Here is a 15,265-nt window from a genome sequence, read left to right on the forward strand (position 1 = left end):
ATCTCACTACCGAACTTCTTATCATTTCCTTAAATCATCCTGACGTTATTCAATGCATAAGAAATATCGCTTATAATTATCGTGCTACTCTTCAATTTAAGGAAGATGCAGGAATCAAGGGAGGATCTATGGCGGAAAGCACAATTCTAATGGTGGATGATGAAGCGGAAATTATCCAATTAATGAGTATTTATTTCAATAACGAAGGTTACAAGCTTCTGCAAGCAGCAAATGGGATGGAGGCGTTGAAGATTCTGCAGACCAAGCAGGTTGATCTAATTGTACTGGTCTAATGATGCCCAAGATGGATGGTTTGCAGGCGTGTATGAAAATACGAGAGACGAATCCAATTCCCATCATTATGCTGTCCGCTAAAAGCCAAGATATCGATAAAATATCAGGCCTCAGCATCGGCGCAGATGACTACGTAACCAAACCATTCAACCCGCTCGAGCTGATCGCACGGATCAAGTCGCAGCTTCGAAGAATGAACCAGTTCAACTCCGTTTTGGGCAATGCGAACGAAATACATATCGAAAACGTAGTGATTAATAATGCATCCCACACGGTAACGGTCGATCAACAGGAAATCAAATTGACTCCCCGCGAGTTCGCGCTCCTTCATATGCTGGCTGTCAATAGAGGGATGGTGCTGAGTATGGATCGCATCTACGAAGAAGTCTGGAACGAGCCTTTTATGGAGTCGAAGAATAGCGTCATGGTTCATATCCGTAAGCTCCGTGAGAAGATAGAATCCAATCCACGTGAACCGCGGATCATTAAAACCGTGTGGGGGATTGGATACAAAATCGAAAGCGATTTAAAAGCAAGGGGTGAGTAGGATCCAACCACAGTGGCTGTATACGATTCGGTGGAGATTAATGCTGATCATGGTTGCAAGCCTGGTTTTAACAGGCGCAGCTATTTTTTTGGCGTATGTCATGGCGGGAGCGCTGCAAAAAATTGAATATGTGGCTGTCCCGATTAATTGGCTCATTGAGTATGCCGGGTCCGTTCGCGTGATGATCATAACCGGTATCGTTCTATTCCCCATTACTTTCTTCCTTGCCAGCCTCCGTTTGATTCGGGATTTACATGAAATTAACACCGGATTGCAGGAAATATCGGCAGGGCGGTTCGGGCAAGTTGTAAGGGTTAAGGGTAAGGATGAGTTAAGCGTCATCGCGGAGAGTATGAATCAATTGAGCAGCGAATGGGATCATTATCTTGCGGAAATCACACGCGGTCTGGGGGAGATTGCGAGCGGGCAGTTTGACCATCAAATCCCGGAAATTGCCGATCATCAACTGGGAGAGGTAGCACTCAGCATCAACCGTATGAGTATGCAGTTGAAGCACTCAATTGCAGAGGAACGCAAGGCGGAAAAGACCAAAAATGATCTGATCACCGGTGTATCTCATGACCTGCGAACTCCACTGACCTCGATTCTCGGTTTTCTCGAAGTCATTGAGAACGATCGTTATCAGGATGAGGTGGAGATGCGTTATTACGTCAACATTGCATATGAGAAATCTTTGGCGCTTCAGCGATTGATCGACGAATTATTCGAATATACACGGGTCAACAACGGCATGCCTCTGGAACTCAGCGAGCTTAATATGACCGGGTTAATTGGCCAGCTTGCCGAAGAATTCGTACCGATTACCGAGAGTGCAGGCATGGAAATTAGGCTGAACGTCCAAGAGGGAGACTTCAAAATTCAAGCGGACGGGGCATTGTTGGTACGGGCTTACGAGAATATACTCGCCAATGCCATCCAGTACGGACGGACGGGCAAATATATCGATATTGATATTGCACAAGATGGAGATATGCTAGTTGTGCGAATCCAAAACTATGGAGTCCCCATTCCCGAGCGGGATTTACCCTTTATTTTCGATCGTTTCTACCGCGTAGACAGCTCCAGGTCGAAGCAGACCGGAGGTACAGGTCTCGGTCTCGCCATAACAAAAAGTATTGTCGAGGTGCACGGAGGAGGCATCACTGCGCACAGCAGCAAAAAGGCAACCTGGTTTGAAACACGGTTATCGAGGTTCGGACCTAATCAGACGCAAGTGGCTGTTGCGGAAGAAGTTCAAAACGAAATCAATCGGTTGCCGACCGTGCTTCCGGAACAAAACCTTTTACCAAAACAAAGAATATTTCCTTGGCTTCGACACCTGTCTCTCTCCAGGATAGCTGCTGTACCCATGATCTTGCTGCTCGTCTGTGCAGTGGTACTATTCAGTATGAAGAATTCATTTACCTCTAATCTCGTGGTGAAGTTACCTTCCGTCTTCTCTGAAAATGAAGATTCAACGTTGACGTCAACAAGCGGAAATAACGAGATGGCTTTAATAACAGGCAAGACAGACAAAGGCTATACACTTCTCATTCATGATTACCTTTTCGACGGTCAGAGCCTGAGTATCCAATACTCAATGAAGCATTCTAACCAGATATCGGAGTTGCAGTGGGTGAAAAAAAAATCGGTCAAGCCAACTTTTACTTTGGATGCTTCAACGATAAAGGCGGTTCCCGGCATCGCCACGGATTCAGGTGTAGTTTTGGCCAAAAACGGAACTATCCGATTTCACTTTACTGGGAGCTCGCCACCTCCAGACCAGTTCCTGTTGAGGATCAACGTAAACCAGTTAATCCTATCCGATGGCCCGGGTCAGCAGGATCTGCTCTCCGGAGACTGGAGCTTCGAAATTCCTGTGAAGAAAAATTATGAACGAAAAGCTAATGGTCAAAGCGCACCCTTACAGGATTCAACTGATTTTTGAAATTAATATTACATTTCAGTACCACTGAATTACAATAAGAGTATCGCCGGACAGACCTAGTAAAGGAAATCAGTATCGGTATGTTTAACCCTACAATATTAAGCCAGGAAGAAATTATATTCTTATTCATTCGATACCACAGCTCCTTTTCCTTTACTAAAGCACTGTTCATAATAATCCAGCTTTCGTCTTCTTGGGAAAATCATAGTACTGAACGGCAGACAGATCTTACGATAAACGTAGGTTAGAAAGGAAACCCCATGAATAGTTCCTTAAAGCAACTCATGAAATCACCCGCATTTCCCGGTGGAATCATAACCATTCTGATATTTTATCTGGATTACTTTCAATTCGAACTTGTTGAAAAATTTCTACTGTTTGCGGCTTTCGTCATTGTGCCTCTTGTGATTTCGCTTTTGAACCATGACGAAAAGAATACACATCAACGAGTGATTTATGCTGCTATGAAATGGCTTCAATTTCCCGCTGCGCTTTTTACTCTAGCTTCGGTAATGAGTAATAAGATGTGGGGGTTAGAAAGTACGGCAATCCCAGGAACTCTATCCCTTGGGTGGCTACTGTTCACCCTACTGCTTGGCATCTATGGCTTGGCCACGATTGTGAGCTCTAAAGGAAGAGCAGCAGAAGTAGCGATTGGCGCGGGGCTCGTTTATTTTTTTATCGGGGGCATATGGTTTACCTTATATCAATATCAAATAAACCTTTTTCAGGCTAATCCTGCAACGCACGCGTTAAGCTCGGTTCACTTTCATTTCTCATCTGCTATTGTTCCCATTTTTATTGGTGCACTGGGACGCATCATGACGAAAAAAAGCTGGTATCCCTGGGTCGTTGCCATCGATATCATCGGACCAATCTTGATTGCTATTGGTATGATTTTCTCCAAACCGATTGAATACGTCGGTGTTACTTTGTTCGCCTGTAATATTGTGGTTTACACCGCTTATCTCCTTGCTTACTTAAGAAAAAACACTTTGGATATTAAGGCGGCCTTCTTCTTAGGCCTTTCTTGCCTAGCCTTTTACACGGTTGTTGTCATTTCCATCTTCTATCCGTTACTGAAAAATATGTACTCCTTAACCATACTCGACTTCATTCCCATTTACGGATCTCTGCATGCGTTTGGCTTTGTCTTATGTGGACTAATTGGTTGGGTGTTTATGGTGGACTTCATTAAGGAAAAAGCTAACCAATCGGCTTCATAGGAGTAGTTTAGTCAGGTTCGTGCTATAATAGTGATCACATAAATAACATTCATCATTCTGCCGAGATGGCGATGATTAAGGAGATTGAATTTTGACGAACAACCATGATATTGGAGCAGTTAACGAACTACCGGAGAACTTTGAAGAGCTCAAACGAGCGGCTAATCGGACGTCAAGCTGGAGAGACAGACTGAATGCGGTGAACGAATTGGGGAACTGGAATACAGAACCTACCATTAAGTTGCTGCAGCATGTTTTGAAAAATGATCAAGTGTTTCAAGTGCGCGAAGCCGCATATCTCAAGCTGAACCAGTTGGATGAAGATGTACAAATGCCTGCCAAAAACAAAGGTGAGCTGTTTAAAGGGACTAACAAAATTTTGCTGCGGATCAAAAAAAGCCTTCCTGAAGGTCACACATTTGAGGAATTTAAGGAAAAACTGCAAAAGACACGTCTGGATCTCTATGATACTTACGAGGGCGACAAAGATGCTGAGTTCGACTCCTGGCTCCATGGAATTTGGGAGACACTAGGTAGAAGATAGCCGCCGTTCACCGTGTAATAGCTGAATACAAAGCCACTCCAGAAAAATGGAGTGGCTTCTTTATTTCTTCTGTGTCATCTCCATCAGATATGGTTTTTTTCTCTGAAAAAAGTCACCACTGACAAACTGATCTGACAAAAAAACGCCCTGTCTACTGATTCTTAAAAATCAGTAAACAAAGCGCAAAGTTAGAGCATACATTCAATTTCACATACACATTCCCTGTATGATGAGAAGTTGTGTGCTATACCATTTATTCTGGTATATAAGGAAGATCCAGTGTCTTCGGAACGTTGATGACATGTTTTTCTGTATACGTGCGGATCCCTTCTGCGCCGTATTCACGGCCAATTCCCGATTGCTTGAAGCCACCGAAAGGGAACCGAACGTCGAGCCCCTGCACAGCAGCGGTATTGATCATGGTCGTTCCAGCTTCGAGTTGACGTGCGACGGAGATAGCATCCTCTTCTTTCCCCCACACAGAACTCGTCAATCCATATATGCTTTCATTGTGTAGATGAATAACCTGCTCTTCATCGTCAAATGGCAGAATCGGAACCGTAGGGCCAAACTGTTCCTCTACGACAATCGGATCATGAACATCGCAATCCAAAACAAGCGTAGGTTGTAGGTAGTAACCTTGGTCAAACAGCTTCTGATCCAGAATTTGCCCGAGAGGGATGACCTTAGCCCCGCGCTTTTGCGCATCTTCAACCAAACCAAGCACAACATTTTTCTGCTTCAGGTTATTAACCGGACCTACCGTCGTATTTGAATCGAATGGATCACCAATTCGAATCCAGCGATTCGCCGCCTCTATATATTTTTCCACAAACTCATCATAAATAGAACGGTGTACATACACACGTTTGGCGATCATACAGATCTGTCCTGTTGTTAAGAAATTAGAAATGACAATCCGTCGCATGGCTCGCTCATCATGAACATCAAAACTTTCCAAGAAGATCGCCGCATCATTGCCACCAAGCTCAAGCGTCATATCCTTAATCGTTTCCGAAGCTGCTTTGATAATATGCTTAGCGGTTGCGGTTCCACCTGTGAAGGCGATCTTCGTAACATGAGGATTGGTAGTCAGTTCAACGCCCACATCCGCATCACCATGAACGACATTGATTACACCAGCCGGGAACTCACTCGCAATAATCTCGGCCACTTTCGCTGCAGCCAGTGGCGCAAATGGACTAGGTTTAAGTACAATCGTGTTGCCCGCAAGTAAGGCAGGAGCAATCTTAATCGTAGATAAGGCAATGGGGTAGTTCCATGGACTAATCGCTGCAACCACACCCATTGGATCATAGGAAAGAATGGTTTTACCATTCTCATGCGTTTTGATCTCTTCCTGTAGAGCCGATGTAACTTCATTACAAGCAAACTCCATCCACATTAGCGAAACATAAATTTCGCCGTGTGCATCATAAAGGGGCTTGCCATGCTCTCTAGACAGCAAATGTACAATTTCATTCTCAGCTGCTCTAATCTTCTCGATCGCCTTGCGCATCATAATAATGCGTTCGTCAATCGAGGTCTGCTTCCATGTTTTAAAAGCCCCTGCCGCCGCTTCAATCGCTTCAACGGCTTGTTCTTTCGTAGTGACAGGGAAATAGCCTACGATCTCAGTTGGGTTGGCCGGATTCTCTTTTGCTACCTGCGAAAGGGATTTTACATTCTGACCATTAATGAACGCTTCAACTATAATTGTCTCTTGGTCTGCTTGAATTGTCATTTTACATCCCCTCCGTTATTTAAATGGATTAATTCCAAACTTCTTCTGCAATTTCCTTAACGTAACGAAGTTTACGCCATTGTTGTTCTTCCGTTAAAATATTGCCTTCTTCTGTAGACGAAAAACCACATTGCGGGCTCAAACATAGTTGCTCAAGTGGTACATAGGTTGCCGCCTCTGCAATCCGAGCTTTAATTTGTTCTTTATCCTCTAACTCGCCTGTTTTTGATGTGAGTAAACCAAGCACGATTTTCAAATCTGTTCGATTCACATATTGTAATGGCTCGAAGCCACCTGAGCGCTCATCATCAAATTCCAAGAATAATCCATCTACGTTTAAGCCTCCAAAGATAACTTCAGAAGCGTACTCGTAACCACCGGTTGAGAAATAGTTTGATTTATAGTTACCTCGACAAATATGCATCGTCACAACTAAATCTGCCGGTTTATGAGCCAAAGTTTCGTTAATCATTCGCTGCATCGTTTTCAACTCTTCTGCCGGTTCCAGACCTTTAGCACGTAGCTTATCGTGACCAGCTTCTGAGAATAGGTCTGCCCAAGCGGTATCATCTAATTGCAGGTATCTACATCCTGCATCATAGAAGGCTTGAATGGCTTTTTGATACGCCGCAATTGTATCCTGAAGGAATTGTTCTCGGTCCGTATAGACATTGGCGCCATTTTCCAATCGATATAGAAGCATGTTTGGACTTGGAATGGTCTGTTTCGCCACTGCGTCACCTGCATGCTTTTTCAAAAACTCAAAATCCTTAACAAAGGGATGACTCGAGAAATCAACTTTACCAACAACACGAATCCCGCCCTTGCGAGTTTGCATATTATGGAATTTTGGTCCGTCTATTTGCTCATACAACTCTACGCCATCCAACCCACCCAGAAAATCAAAATGCCACCAGCTTCTGCGGAATTCACCATCCGTAACGGCCAATACGCCATTTTCCTTTTGCTTTTCAATAATTCGAATAATCACTTTATCTTCTATAGCTCTTAATTCTTCATATGTGATGTTGCCTGATTTATATTGTTCACGTGCCTGACTTAAGTTTGCAGGGCGTAGAAAGCTACCTACATGATCATTACGAAATGGTATCATAACTATTTCTCCTTCTAACTTTTTGGTTCACTGAGTATAGCATGATTGAAAAGATAGTATGTTATATGAAAAATGCATGACTGGTCATAGCTTTTAACAATAGCTAAAAGACTTTAATAAGCAAAAAAAACACAACCTCATAGGGTAGTAGATGTGGTTTACCTTATATTAAAATCAATTTGGCCTAGCATCTGATTTCCTATCTCTCCCATTACATTTATTTTCTAGTATAATAACGGGATACAACAAACATTTTAAAATAGAAGGAGAGTTGTTATGGAATATCATGTATCCAACCATGGGAATGATCAAGGAAAAGGAACAGCGGATCAACCCCTTCGTACCATATCACGCGCTGCGGCTCATGCCATGGCTGGTGATACAGTTATTGTTCATGCGGGAGTATACAGAGAGTGGGTTAACCCGGCTAATGGAGGAACAGCGGAGCATAGAATCGTATATCGATCCGCAGGAGACGGGGAAGTAGTGATTACAGGAGCTGAGCGGATTACCAACTGGAAGTCTGAAGGAAACCATGTCTGGAGCACAGAAGTGCTCAATTCCCTCTTTTCCGTTCGTAATCCCTATGAGGTAGAGCTCAGTGGAGACTGGTTGTTTGACGGGCCCTTCCCAATTCATCTCGGCGATGTCTATTTGGATGGCAAATCATTGTATGAATGCGATAGTATTGAAAGCGTTAACAAACCTGAGGTTTGGTCCGAAGCCAAGTATCCCAAGGATTCATTGTTAAAATGGTATGCCGAGGTTGGTTCTACGACAACCAAAATCTGGGCCAACTTTGGTGGAAAAGACCCTCGTAAGGAAAATGTAGAAATTAATGTACGTCCTTATTGCTTCTGGCCTGAGAAACCGGGAATTAACTACATCACCGTAAGCGGTTTCACACTTCGCCAAGCTTCTCCTCAATGGGCACCACCTACAGACTACCAGGAAGGTTTGATTGGGCCTCACTGGAGCAAGGGCTGGATTATTGAAAACAATATCATCAGTGAATCCAAATGTGTTGGTATTAGTCTGGGTACCGAAATCGGTACAGGTCACAGCAAGTCTTTGGAGAAGCATAGTAAAGGCGGTACTCAACGTGAGCAGGAGGTTATTTTACGAGCATTACGCTCCGGTTGGCATAAAGATCGCGTCGGCAGTCACATCGTTCGGGGTAATGTAATTCATGATTGTGAACAGGCAGGTATTGTGGGCCATATGGGAGCAGCCTTCAGCCGCATATATCAGAACCGTATTTATAATATTCATCATAAACGACTCAGACACGGAGCCGAAGTTGCGGGAATTAAGCTTCATGCTTCCCTGGATACTCAGATTAGTGAAAATATAATGTATAGCTGTTACCGAGCGCTTTGGCTGGACTGGCAGGCACAGGGGACTCGCATCAGCCGCAATGTATTTTTTGACAATCTTTCGGAAGACCTTTTCGTTGAGGTGTGCCATGGTCCGTATATGGTCGATCACAACCTATTTCTCTCTCCGATGAACTTCAGAAATATGGCTCAGGGCGGAGCATTTGCTCATAATTTGTTTGCAGGCCGATTTGTCGTTCGTTCCGAAATTACTCGTATTACGCCATATCATTTCCCTCACGAGACGGCCATGGCCGGATACTCCAATATCACTGGAGGCGATGACAGGTACTACAATAATATCTTCTTGGGTGACAATGATCCTAATAAAGAGCCTGTGCCTATTACCTTCTTTGAGCATCTACCCCTTAAATCAAGGGATGAAGTTGGAGAGGACGGGAAGACGGCTATGGACGGAGTTCCTGACAATTCTATTTGTTATCTGCATACTGTGGGACTTGGCGGCTATGATCAACATCCTGATATGAAAGATAAGAAATGGTGGGAATACACCAAAGAGGAGCTTATGGAGCTTGGCGATGCCGCAAAGGATTTCTTTATAGGCAATGCCGTTCTTCCGGTAGCTATGGGTGGAAATCTATATCTTAACCATTCGGTTCCAAGTACTCATGAATCCGATGCGGAGATATATACTCAGAAGGGTATAAACGTTGAGATTGATCCTGCGCTAGGTAAGGTGCACATTCAGATCCATGAGCCCGAATTGCTTCGGGGAGCCTCTGCCCTGTTGATTACCACGGACCTGCTCGGAAAGACGTATCACGCCAATATGAGGTATGAGGAGCCGGACAGCAGTCCATATCATTTCAACTCCGATTTCTTCGGAACAAAGAGACCCGATGCAGATGTCACACCCGGTCCGTTTGAGTTAACTGAAAAGGGTAATCTTGATTTCCAAATTTAAGTTTATTATTGGGGGTCCAGTCATTTTAGGTGATTGGATCTTTTTTGTGTGTAAAGCCTCTATTCCGCTAATCGGCATGAAGCCATATTTTCATCAAAAGCCTTTCGCCCTAATTGTGGCAGAGTTCACCCGTTAACTCAAAAAGTCCATATCAATATAAGGAGTGTTATTTAATAAATTTTCATAGTAGAAGCGTCGGGCTTGCTCATACCATTCAGTCCAATCAGGAGCGTTAAAGTCTCTGCTTCTATAGAGCGCAGCTAAAACTCTAGCTTGCCTTAAATTTATAAATAGTGGAACTTTGTTTAACTGGCTTTGGCTTACAGTGTATTCCTTGCAATAGCCATTTAAGAAGTTGAAATAGTACCGTTTTGCAATCTCCTTTCTCACATCTCCAGACACAACCCAAGGGATTGGGATTTCATAAAATAATGGTGTAGCAATATCAGAAACAAACCAGCTATATTCCACCTCATCATAGTCAATAATAAAGGCTTTATCCCCATCATTAAGATAATTGCCAGGGCTGATATCCCCATGAATAAGACCATATGTATTTTTTTCCTTGGACAGGGCACTAATTTCATTAATTAAACGATCATAGTTACTGTGTAATTCTAACGGACAATACTTCTTAAAAGATTCTAATGGAGTATTACCACTCCATTCATGGCGTGAATTTTGGGACGAGTAATTAAGCGATATCTTATGTATTTTCCCGACCATTTGTCCAATGTTTTCATAAAACGTATTGCTCTCCTCGGCGATTACTGCATTTCTGCCTGGTGCTTTCTCAAAAGCTGTCACGATAAAGGACCCGTCAATGATATGAATAAGATCCCCTGATAAAGATTGAATAGGCCTTGCTACTTTCATTCCGCGATCAGCCAGAAACATGATGAAATCTAGTTCCGCTCTTGTTAATAATTCATTTCGATGGGTGACATGCGTAATTCTTAAAATGACTTCTCTATTTCCAACAACGCCGGAATAAACGAAATTTTGAAACCCATTTAATTCGATAATGGAGTTCTGAAGTATTCCAAAACATTGTGCGGACTCTTTCAATATATCTTTTGTGAATAGTAGTTTAATCTTTTTATCCATATAATTTCTCCCCCTTTACTTCTATGGTAACAAGAGGAGCCAAATGAGAAAATGCAGAATTTAATTAGAATCAAATTTTACACAAAAAGTCACATCGGAAAGCTCGATGTGACTTACAAATGAATCTAATGACTCTATTCAGCATCATTCTGCTCTTCCAGCCATCTCAAAATCGCTTAGTTTGTTTCTTCCGGCTTTTCTTGCTGGATCCAATGACCGCAATCCAGATTGACCACTTCCGCATTAGGCACGAACTTTGTCAGGTTTTTAGACCCTTATGAATGTATCCCGGTCACCATAGATCATGAGGGTCGGCTGTATCATCAAAATGAAGGGGGTTGCGATTTGAGCTGTTTCATCCCTTCTTCAGATGAAGCGATCAATATTCCAAGCCTTCTTAAGCGTGTTTCTTCTTTCTTGGCGCTCATTACCCACCAGATAGAATCTCTTTTATAGGATGGTGATAAATTAGTGAAGAATAGCCAGGCTGTTTGATTTGCCTTGATTTGTTCTTCATATTCTTTGGCAAGTTCCACGTTTCTTTGTTCAGAGGAATAGCCTTGTGCATCGGTTCTGTTGTTAAAGACGTGGATTCCTTCTGGTCTCATCTTTCCAAGCTGTATTAGTCCTTTTACCTTCTTTACGTTCACAGCACTCCATACACTATTTACTTTGCGCGGAGTAAAGCGAATCTTATAGCTTTGTTTATCAATGGTTTTTCGTATACCGTCAATCCACCCAAAACAAAGAGCGGCATCTACTGATGCAGACCAAGTAAGGCTTGCACGCCCTGTACTTATCGCAAAATAGCCCACCCAAATTTCACTAGCTTCAGCATGATGTTCTTCTAACCAATCATTAAACTCTTCTTGGTTGTTGAAAAACACTACATCTCCCATTGTTCCAGCCATTTTATAATCGCTTGGTTTGTTTCTTCCGGCTTTTCTTCCTGGATCCAATGACCGCAATCCAGATTGACCACTTCCACATTGGGCACGAACTTTGTCAGGTTTTCAGACTTCGCAACCACATCCCGGTCGCCGTAGATCATGAGGGTCGGCTGCTGGATGATTGGGTTCACTTTCGCCAATAAGCGCCAGTTGCGGTCAAGGTTCCTGTACCAATTTATGCTGCCCGTGAACCCTGATGTTTCAAAAGCGGAGACGTAAACGGCCAGCTCGCTTTCGCTCAATATGGGCTCACCGAGCGGTGTTTCTGCTCTGGCGAGATTGATCAACGCCATACCTGGCTCAGGTGCTCTGAGAGGCTCGTTCTTCCGGTACAGGTTGCGAAGGAACCTGTATGTATTGTCTTCGAATACGGCGTCCGCGACGCCTGGCTGTCGATTGAAGTGGACGAAATAGAAATCTCCGCCAAGTATTTCTTCCATGAACTCGATCCAGGGTTTTTCTCCGCGCTCTTGATAAGGCAAGCTCAGATTTATCACTTTATTGACGCGGTTTGGATGCAACAAGGTCAGTCCCCAAACGACGAATGCACCCCAGTTATGACCGACAAAGGTAGCATCCTCGTATCCATAGTGATCGAGAAGCGCGATGAGATCACCCGACAAGTGTTCAATGTCATAGTCTGTTACTTCGGTTGGACGGGATGAGTTGCCGTAACCCCTCTGGTTGGGAACGATGACATGGTAGCCTGCTGCGGCAAGTGCGTCCATCTGATGGCGCCAAGAATAGGCATGCTCTGGCCAGCCGTGGCAGAGTACAATAGGTTTTCCAGCGTTTTCTCGGCCTGCTTCAAACACTTCGAGTTCCACACTGTTGACTGAAATAAGGCTGGGCTTGGGAAAATCGGTTGGATTAAACATTGAATTAAAACCTCCTTCTTGTGATACATGTAGTATAATGGATAAAAGGTGACACCTTAGTGTCACCTTTATAAAATCATGTAAAAAAAGAGGGCAATTATGAATAAAGTGGAGAGACTCATTTCGATTATCATGATATTGCTGAGGAAAGAGATTGTTTCTACAACGGAATTCTCACAACTATTCAATGTCTCCAAAAGAACGATCCTTCGCGATATGGAAACATTGAGCTTATCGAACATCCCAATCTACTCTGTCAATGGCGTCAAAGGCGGCTACGGCATAATGGACGAATACAAGGTCGATAAACGCCTTTTAAGCAGCACCGATTTACAGAATATATTGGCTGCGCTCGGCGGATTGGAACAACTCCTCCTTACTGAAGAAGTGGAAAGAACGATAAAAAAAATAGAGGCAATGGTTAGTCCATTGTCTCTGAATCGTTCCATTCAACTGTCGTTTTATGTTTGGGAAGGTCGGTCCGAGATTCTTGAAACCTTAAAGATATGTCAAGAATCCATTTCTAAAAAAAGGCTGGTTTCGTTTGATTATACAGATAAAGACGGGGCTGTAACGAATAGAATGGTCGAGCCCTATGAGCTGCATTTCAACGAATCGAGTTGGTACTTGAAAGGATTCTGTTTACATCGACAGGGATATCGAACATTCAAGTTATCGCGGATCGATCATATTACGATGGATGAACGTACGTTTCATCCTAGAGACGATTGGTCAGAGCAAGGTCGCGTTGCAAGTTATCTACCGCAATTCGTCACGATTAAGGCATGGATATCGCCTAGCATAAAAGATCAAATCATCGAAAGGTATGGTCGAAGAAGTATTGAAGACCATAATGGTGGATCTTTATTAGCAACTATTTATGTCCCACAAAATCATATGGGATTTCAATTGTTAGCAAGCTTCGGCACTCATCTAAAAATTGTAGAGCCCAAGTCCTATGTTGAAGACTTTCGAAATTATTTATATCAAATGATGGAGAACTATTCCTGATATATTTAGCATTAAAGCTTCAACCTTCAACTCAACTTTTCGCCCTACTTGTGGTACGGTTCCCCCCGATTGATCTTCACCGCGCGATAAATCTGCTCCACCAATACCAGCCGCATAAGCTGATGCGGCAGGGTCATGCGCCCGAAGCTCAAGCGCTGCTTTGCGCGGCGCAACACCTCATCGGAGAGCCCGTGGCTTCCTCCGATGACAAACACGACATGGCTCGTCCCATACGTGCCGAGCTTGTCGATCTCCAATGCCAGCTCCTCAGAACTCCAGAGCTGGCCATCCAATGCGAGCGCAACAACATGCGCCTCGCTCTTCACATGCGCGAGGATACGTTCGCCCTCGCGCTCTTTTACCGCCCGAACCTCAGCTTCGCTCAGGGTATCGGGCGCCTTTTCGTCTGCGACCTCGATCATCTGAAACTTGATGTACGGGGCGAGCCGCTTGGTATATTCCTGAATGCCCAGCGTCAAATATTTTTCCTTCAATTTGCCTACGCCAATAATCTGAATAAACATAACAATCCATTCCTCCTAAATTGTCTTACGAGATATTCTATAAGTAAGATGCTTCATCGCATCGTTCGTTCCAACTGTATTATACCTATACTACACATTTCTCCAAATTCTAACGAACCCCACACACCTTATTCAGCCCCATTTCGGCTACTTTAAAATCTAACGAATCTGAAACACGCTATCTCAGTCAAAAAAAGTGTTTCCCACCTCTTTCGAGGCCATTTCAGCAATATAACGTGTCTACGATTCGTTAGATTTCAACCAGGCGGTATTTGCCCCGAATAAGGCTTCTCCAGTTCGTTAAAGCAACTTGGTCGGTCCACACCAACGTCCCTACCCACATCGCTGTCACCCAAATTCACTTTCCCCATGCCCCAGCGGCTTCCATTTTTATACCTACAACTTGCAAATTTACTACAACCTAGTTCAATCCCAACTCGGGACTCGGCACCTACCTACCTTAAGCTTCTTCTACTCTCGCCTACTCCCACGTTAACCCCTACTACCCTTGCCAAGCTCCACACAGCCTACCAACTACACTAATACCCCCACAAACACAAAAAGAGCGCTCATCACGCTCTCTTTGGCTTCTTGCTGTGATGTTCATACCGGATGGAAAGTCAGCCCGAAGTGCCACATTAAGCACGCCTCCAGCCGTCTAAGTCCTACAGTACGCTAAACGACGAGGAATTCCGCGTGCTGTTCGCACTCGGCGCATTTCGCAGGCGGGTCCCAATCGGCAAATTCCGTCTCCTTCAGATCAACGATATCTGGAGCGTCCTCATACTCATCGACAAACATGTCGATGGCAATGTCCACGTGTTCTTTGCATACAACGTACATCCGTTAAGCATCCTTTCTGTAACCAGCTATGTTCCCGATTCACAACCGCGTATCCCATTACAGGATAGCCACTTCTCAGTTCTATCACACCTGCCACCGAAAAGAAACCCCCAGCCCTAATTTATCGTGCCCAACCTCCACCAAACCCCTCCGTACGCCGTAAAAGAACACAAAAAGCATCCTTCCCGATACCTCCACGGTACCGAAAAGAATGCTCTTGTGACAGTAACAATC

General features: G+C 43.9%; 12 protein-coding genes and 1 pseudogene. 6 read left to right on the forward strand and 7 right to left on the reverse strand.

Translation table 11 applies throughout. The features are described from left to right. The first annotated feature begins 128 nt into the window (after nucleotides 1–128). From ACETMN_RS32935 to ACETMN_RS32950, 4 genes and pseudogenes are all read left to right on the forward strand, one after another. Nucleotides 129–841: pseudogene (locus ACETMN_RS32935) on the forward strand (response regulator transcription factor). Next, nucleotides 834–2,789 carry an ATP-binding protein gene (locus ACETMN_RS32940; protein ID WP_411735621.1) on the forward strand — a complete coding sequence of 652 codons (1,956 nt, stop codon included), beginning with the start codon at nucleotides 834–836 and terminating at the stop codon, nucleotides 2,787–2,789. Before ACETMN_RS32935 ends, ACETMN_RS32940 begins: the two are co-directional and overlap by 8 nt. A 260-nt stretch (nucleotides 2,790–3,049) precedes the next feature. After that, on the forward strand, nucleotides 3,050–4,015 hold the full coding sequence (locus ACETMN_RS32945; protein WP_091012236.1) for a YndJ family transporter: 966 nt from the start codon (nucleotides 3,050–3,052) through the stop codon (nucleotides 4,013–4,015). Between the two features lie 91 nt (nucleotides 4,016–4,106). Then, complete coding sequence (locus tag ACETMN_RS32950; protein ID WP_091012234.1) at nucleotides 4,107–4,559, forward strand: HEAT repeat domain-containing protein; 453 nt, start codon at nucleotides 4,107–4,109, stop codon at nucleotides 4,557–4,559. 253 nt (nucleotides 4,560–4,812) lie between these two features. Here ACETMN_RS32950 and ACETMN_RS32955 read toward each other — a convergent pair whose 3' ends face one another. Together ACETMN_RS32955 and ACETMN_RS32960 are read right to left on the reverse strand one after the other, a co-directional pair. Next, complete coding sequence (locus ACETMN_RS32955) at nucleotides 4,813–6,303, reverse strand: aldehyde dehydrogenase family protein (RefSeq protein ID WP_091012232.1); 1,491 nt, start codon at nucleotides 6,301–6,303, stop codon at nucleotides 4,813–4,815. Nucleotides 6,304–6,331: 28 nt separating this feature from the next. Beyond that, nucleotides 6,332–7,417 (reverse strand): 5-methyltetrahydropteroyltriglutamate--homocysteine S-methyltransferase, encoded by a 1,086-nt coding sequence (locus ACETMN_RS32960; protein ID WP_091012230.1) that lies wholly within the window; start codon nucleotides 7,415–7,417, stop codon nucleotides 6,332–6,334. Between the two features lie 276 nt (nucleotides 7,418–7,693). Between ACETMN_RS32960 and ACETMN_RS32965 the strand changes: the two genes are divergently transcribed. Beyond that, entirely contained in the window at nucleotides 7,694–9,718 is a 2,025-nt protein-coding gene (locus tag ACETMN_RS32965; protein ID WP_091012229.1) for a right-handed parallel beta-helix repeat-containing protein, read from the forward strand. A 132-nt stretch (nucleotides 9,719–9,850) separates the two neighbouring features. Here ACETMN_RS32965 and ACETMN_RS32970 read toward each other — a convergent pair whose 3' ends face one another. The 3 genes from ACETMN_RS32970 to ACETMN_RS32980 all read right to left on the reverse strand — a co-directional run bounded on the left by ACETMN_RS32970 (nucleotide 9,851) and on the right by ACETMN_RS32980 (nucleotide 12,653). Further along, nucleotides 9,851–10,825 carry a phosphotransferase enzyme family protein gene (locus ACETMN_RS32970; protein WP_091012228.1) on the reverse strand — a complete coding sequence of 325 codons (975 nt, stop codon included), beginning with the start codon at nucleotides 10,823–10,825 and terminating at the stop codon, nucleotides 9,851–9,853. A gap of 323 nt (nucleotides 10,826–11,148) precedes the next feature. Further along, on the reverse strand, nucleotides 11,149–11,736 hold the full coding sequence (locus tag ACETMN_RS32975; protein ID WP_256974885.1) for a YdeI/OmpD-associated family protein: 588 nt from the start codon (nucleotides 11,734–11,736) through the stop codon (nucleotides 11,149–11,151). Further along, complete coding sequence (locus ACETMN_RS32980) at nucleotides 11,712–12,653, reverse strand: alpha/beta fold hydrolase (RefSeq protein WP_411735622.1); 942 nt, start codon at nucleotides 12,651–12,653, stop codon at nucleotides 11,712–11,714. Before ACETMN_RS32980 ends, ACETMN_RS32975 begins: the two co-directional genes overlap by 25 nt. A 99-nt stretch (nucleotides 12,654–12,752) precedes the next feature. On the opposite strand from ACETMN_RS32980, the gene ACETMN_RS32985 reads away from it, so the two are divergent. Further along, nucleotides 12,753–13,664: a helix-turn-helix transcriptional regulator gene (locus tag ACETMN_RS32985; RefSeq protein ID WP_091012225.1), complete on the forward strand. Its 912-nt coding sequence runs from the start codon at nucleotides 12,753–12,755 to the stop codon at nucleotides 13,662–13,664. Nucleotides 13,665–13,708: 44 nt separating this feature from the next. Here ACETMN_RS32985 and rlmH read toward each other — a convergent pair whose 3' ends face one another. Then, nucleotides 13,709–14,188, reverse strand: a complete 480-nt coding sequence (gene rlmH, locus ACETMN_RS32990) for a 23S rRNA (pseudouridine(1915)-N(3))-methyltransferase RlmH (protein ID WP_091012223.1) — start codon at nucleotides 14,186–14,188, stop codon at nucleotides 13,709–13,711. Nucleotides 14,189–14,863: 675 nt separating this feature from the next. After that, entirely contained in the window at nucleotides 14,864–15,031 is a 168-nt protein-coding gene (locus tag ACETMN_RS32995) for a CxxH/CxxC protein (RefSeq protein WP_017691462.1), read from the reverse strand. Between the last annotated feature and the right edge of the window lie 234 nt (nucleotides 15,032–15,265).

The organism is Paenibacillus sp. M2 (assembly GCF_046713495.1).
Lineage (GTDB): Bacteria > Bacillota > Bacilli > Paenibacillales > Paenibacillaceae > Paenibacillus > Paenibacillus amylolyticus_B.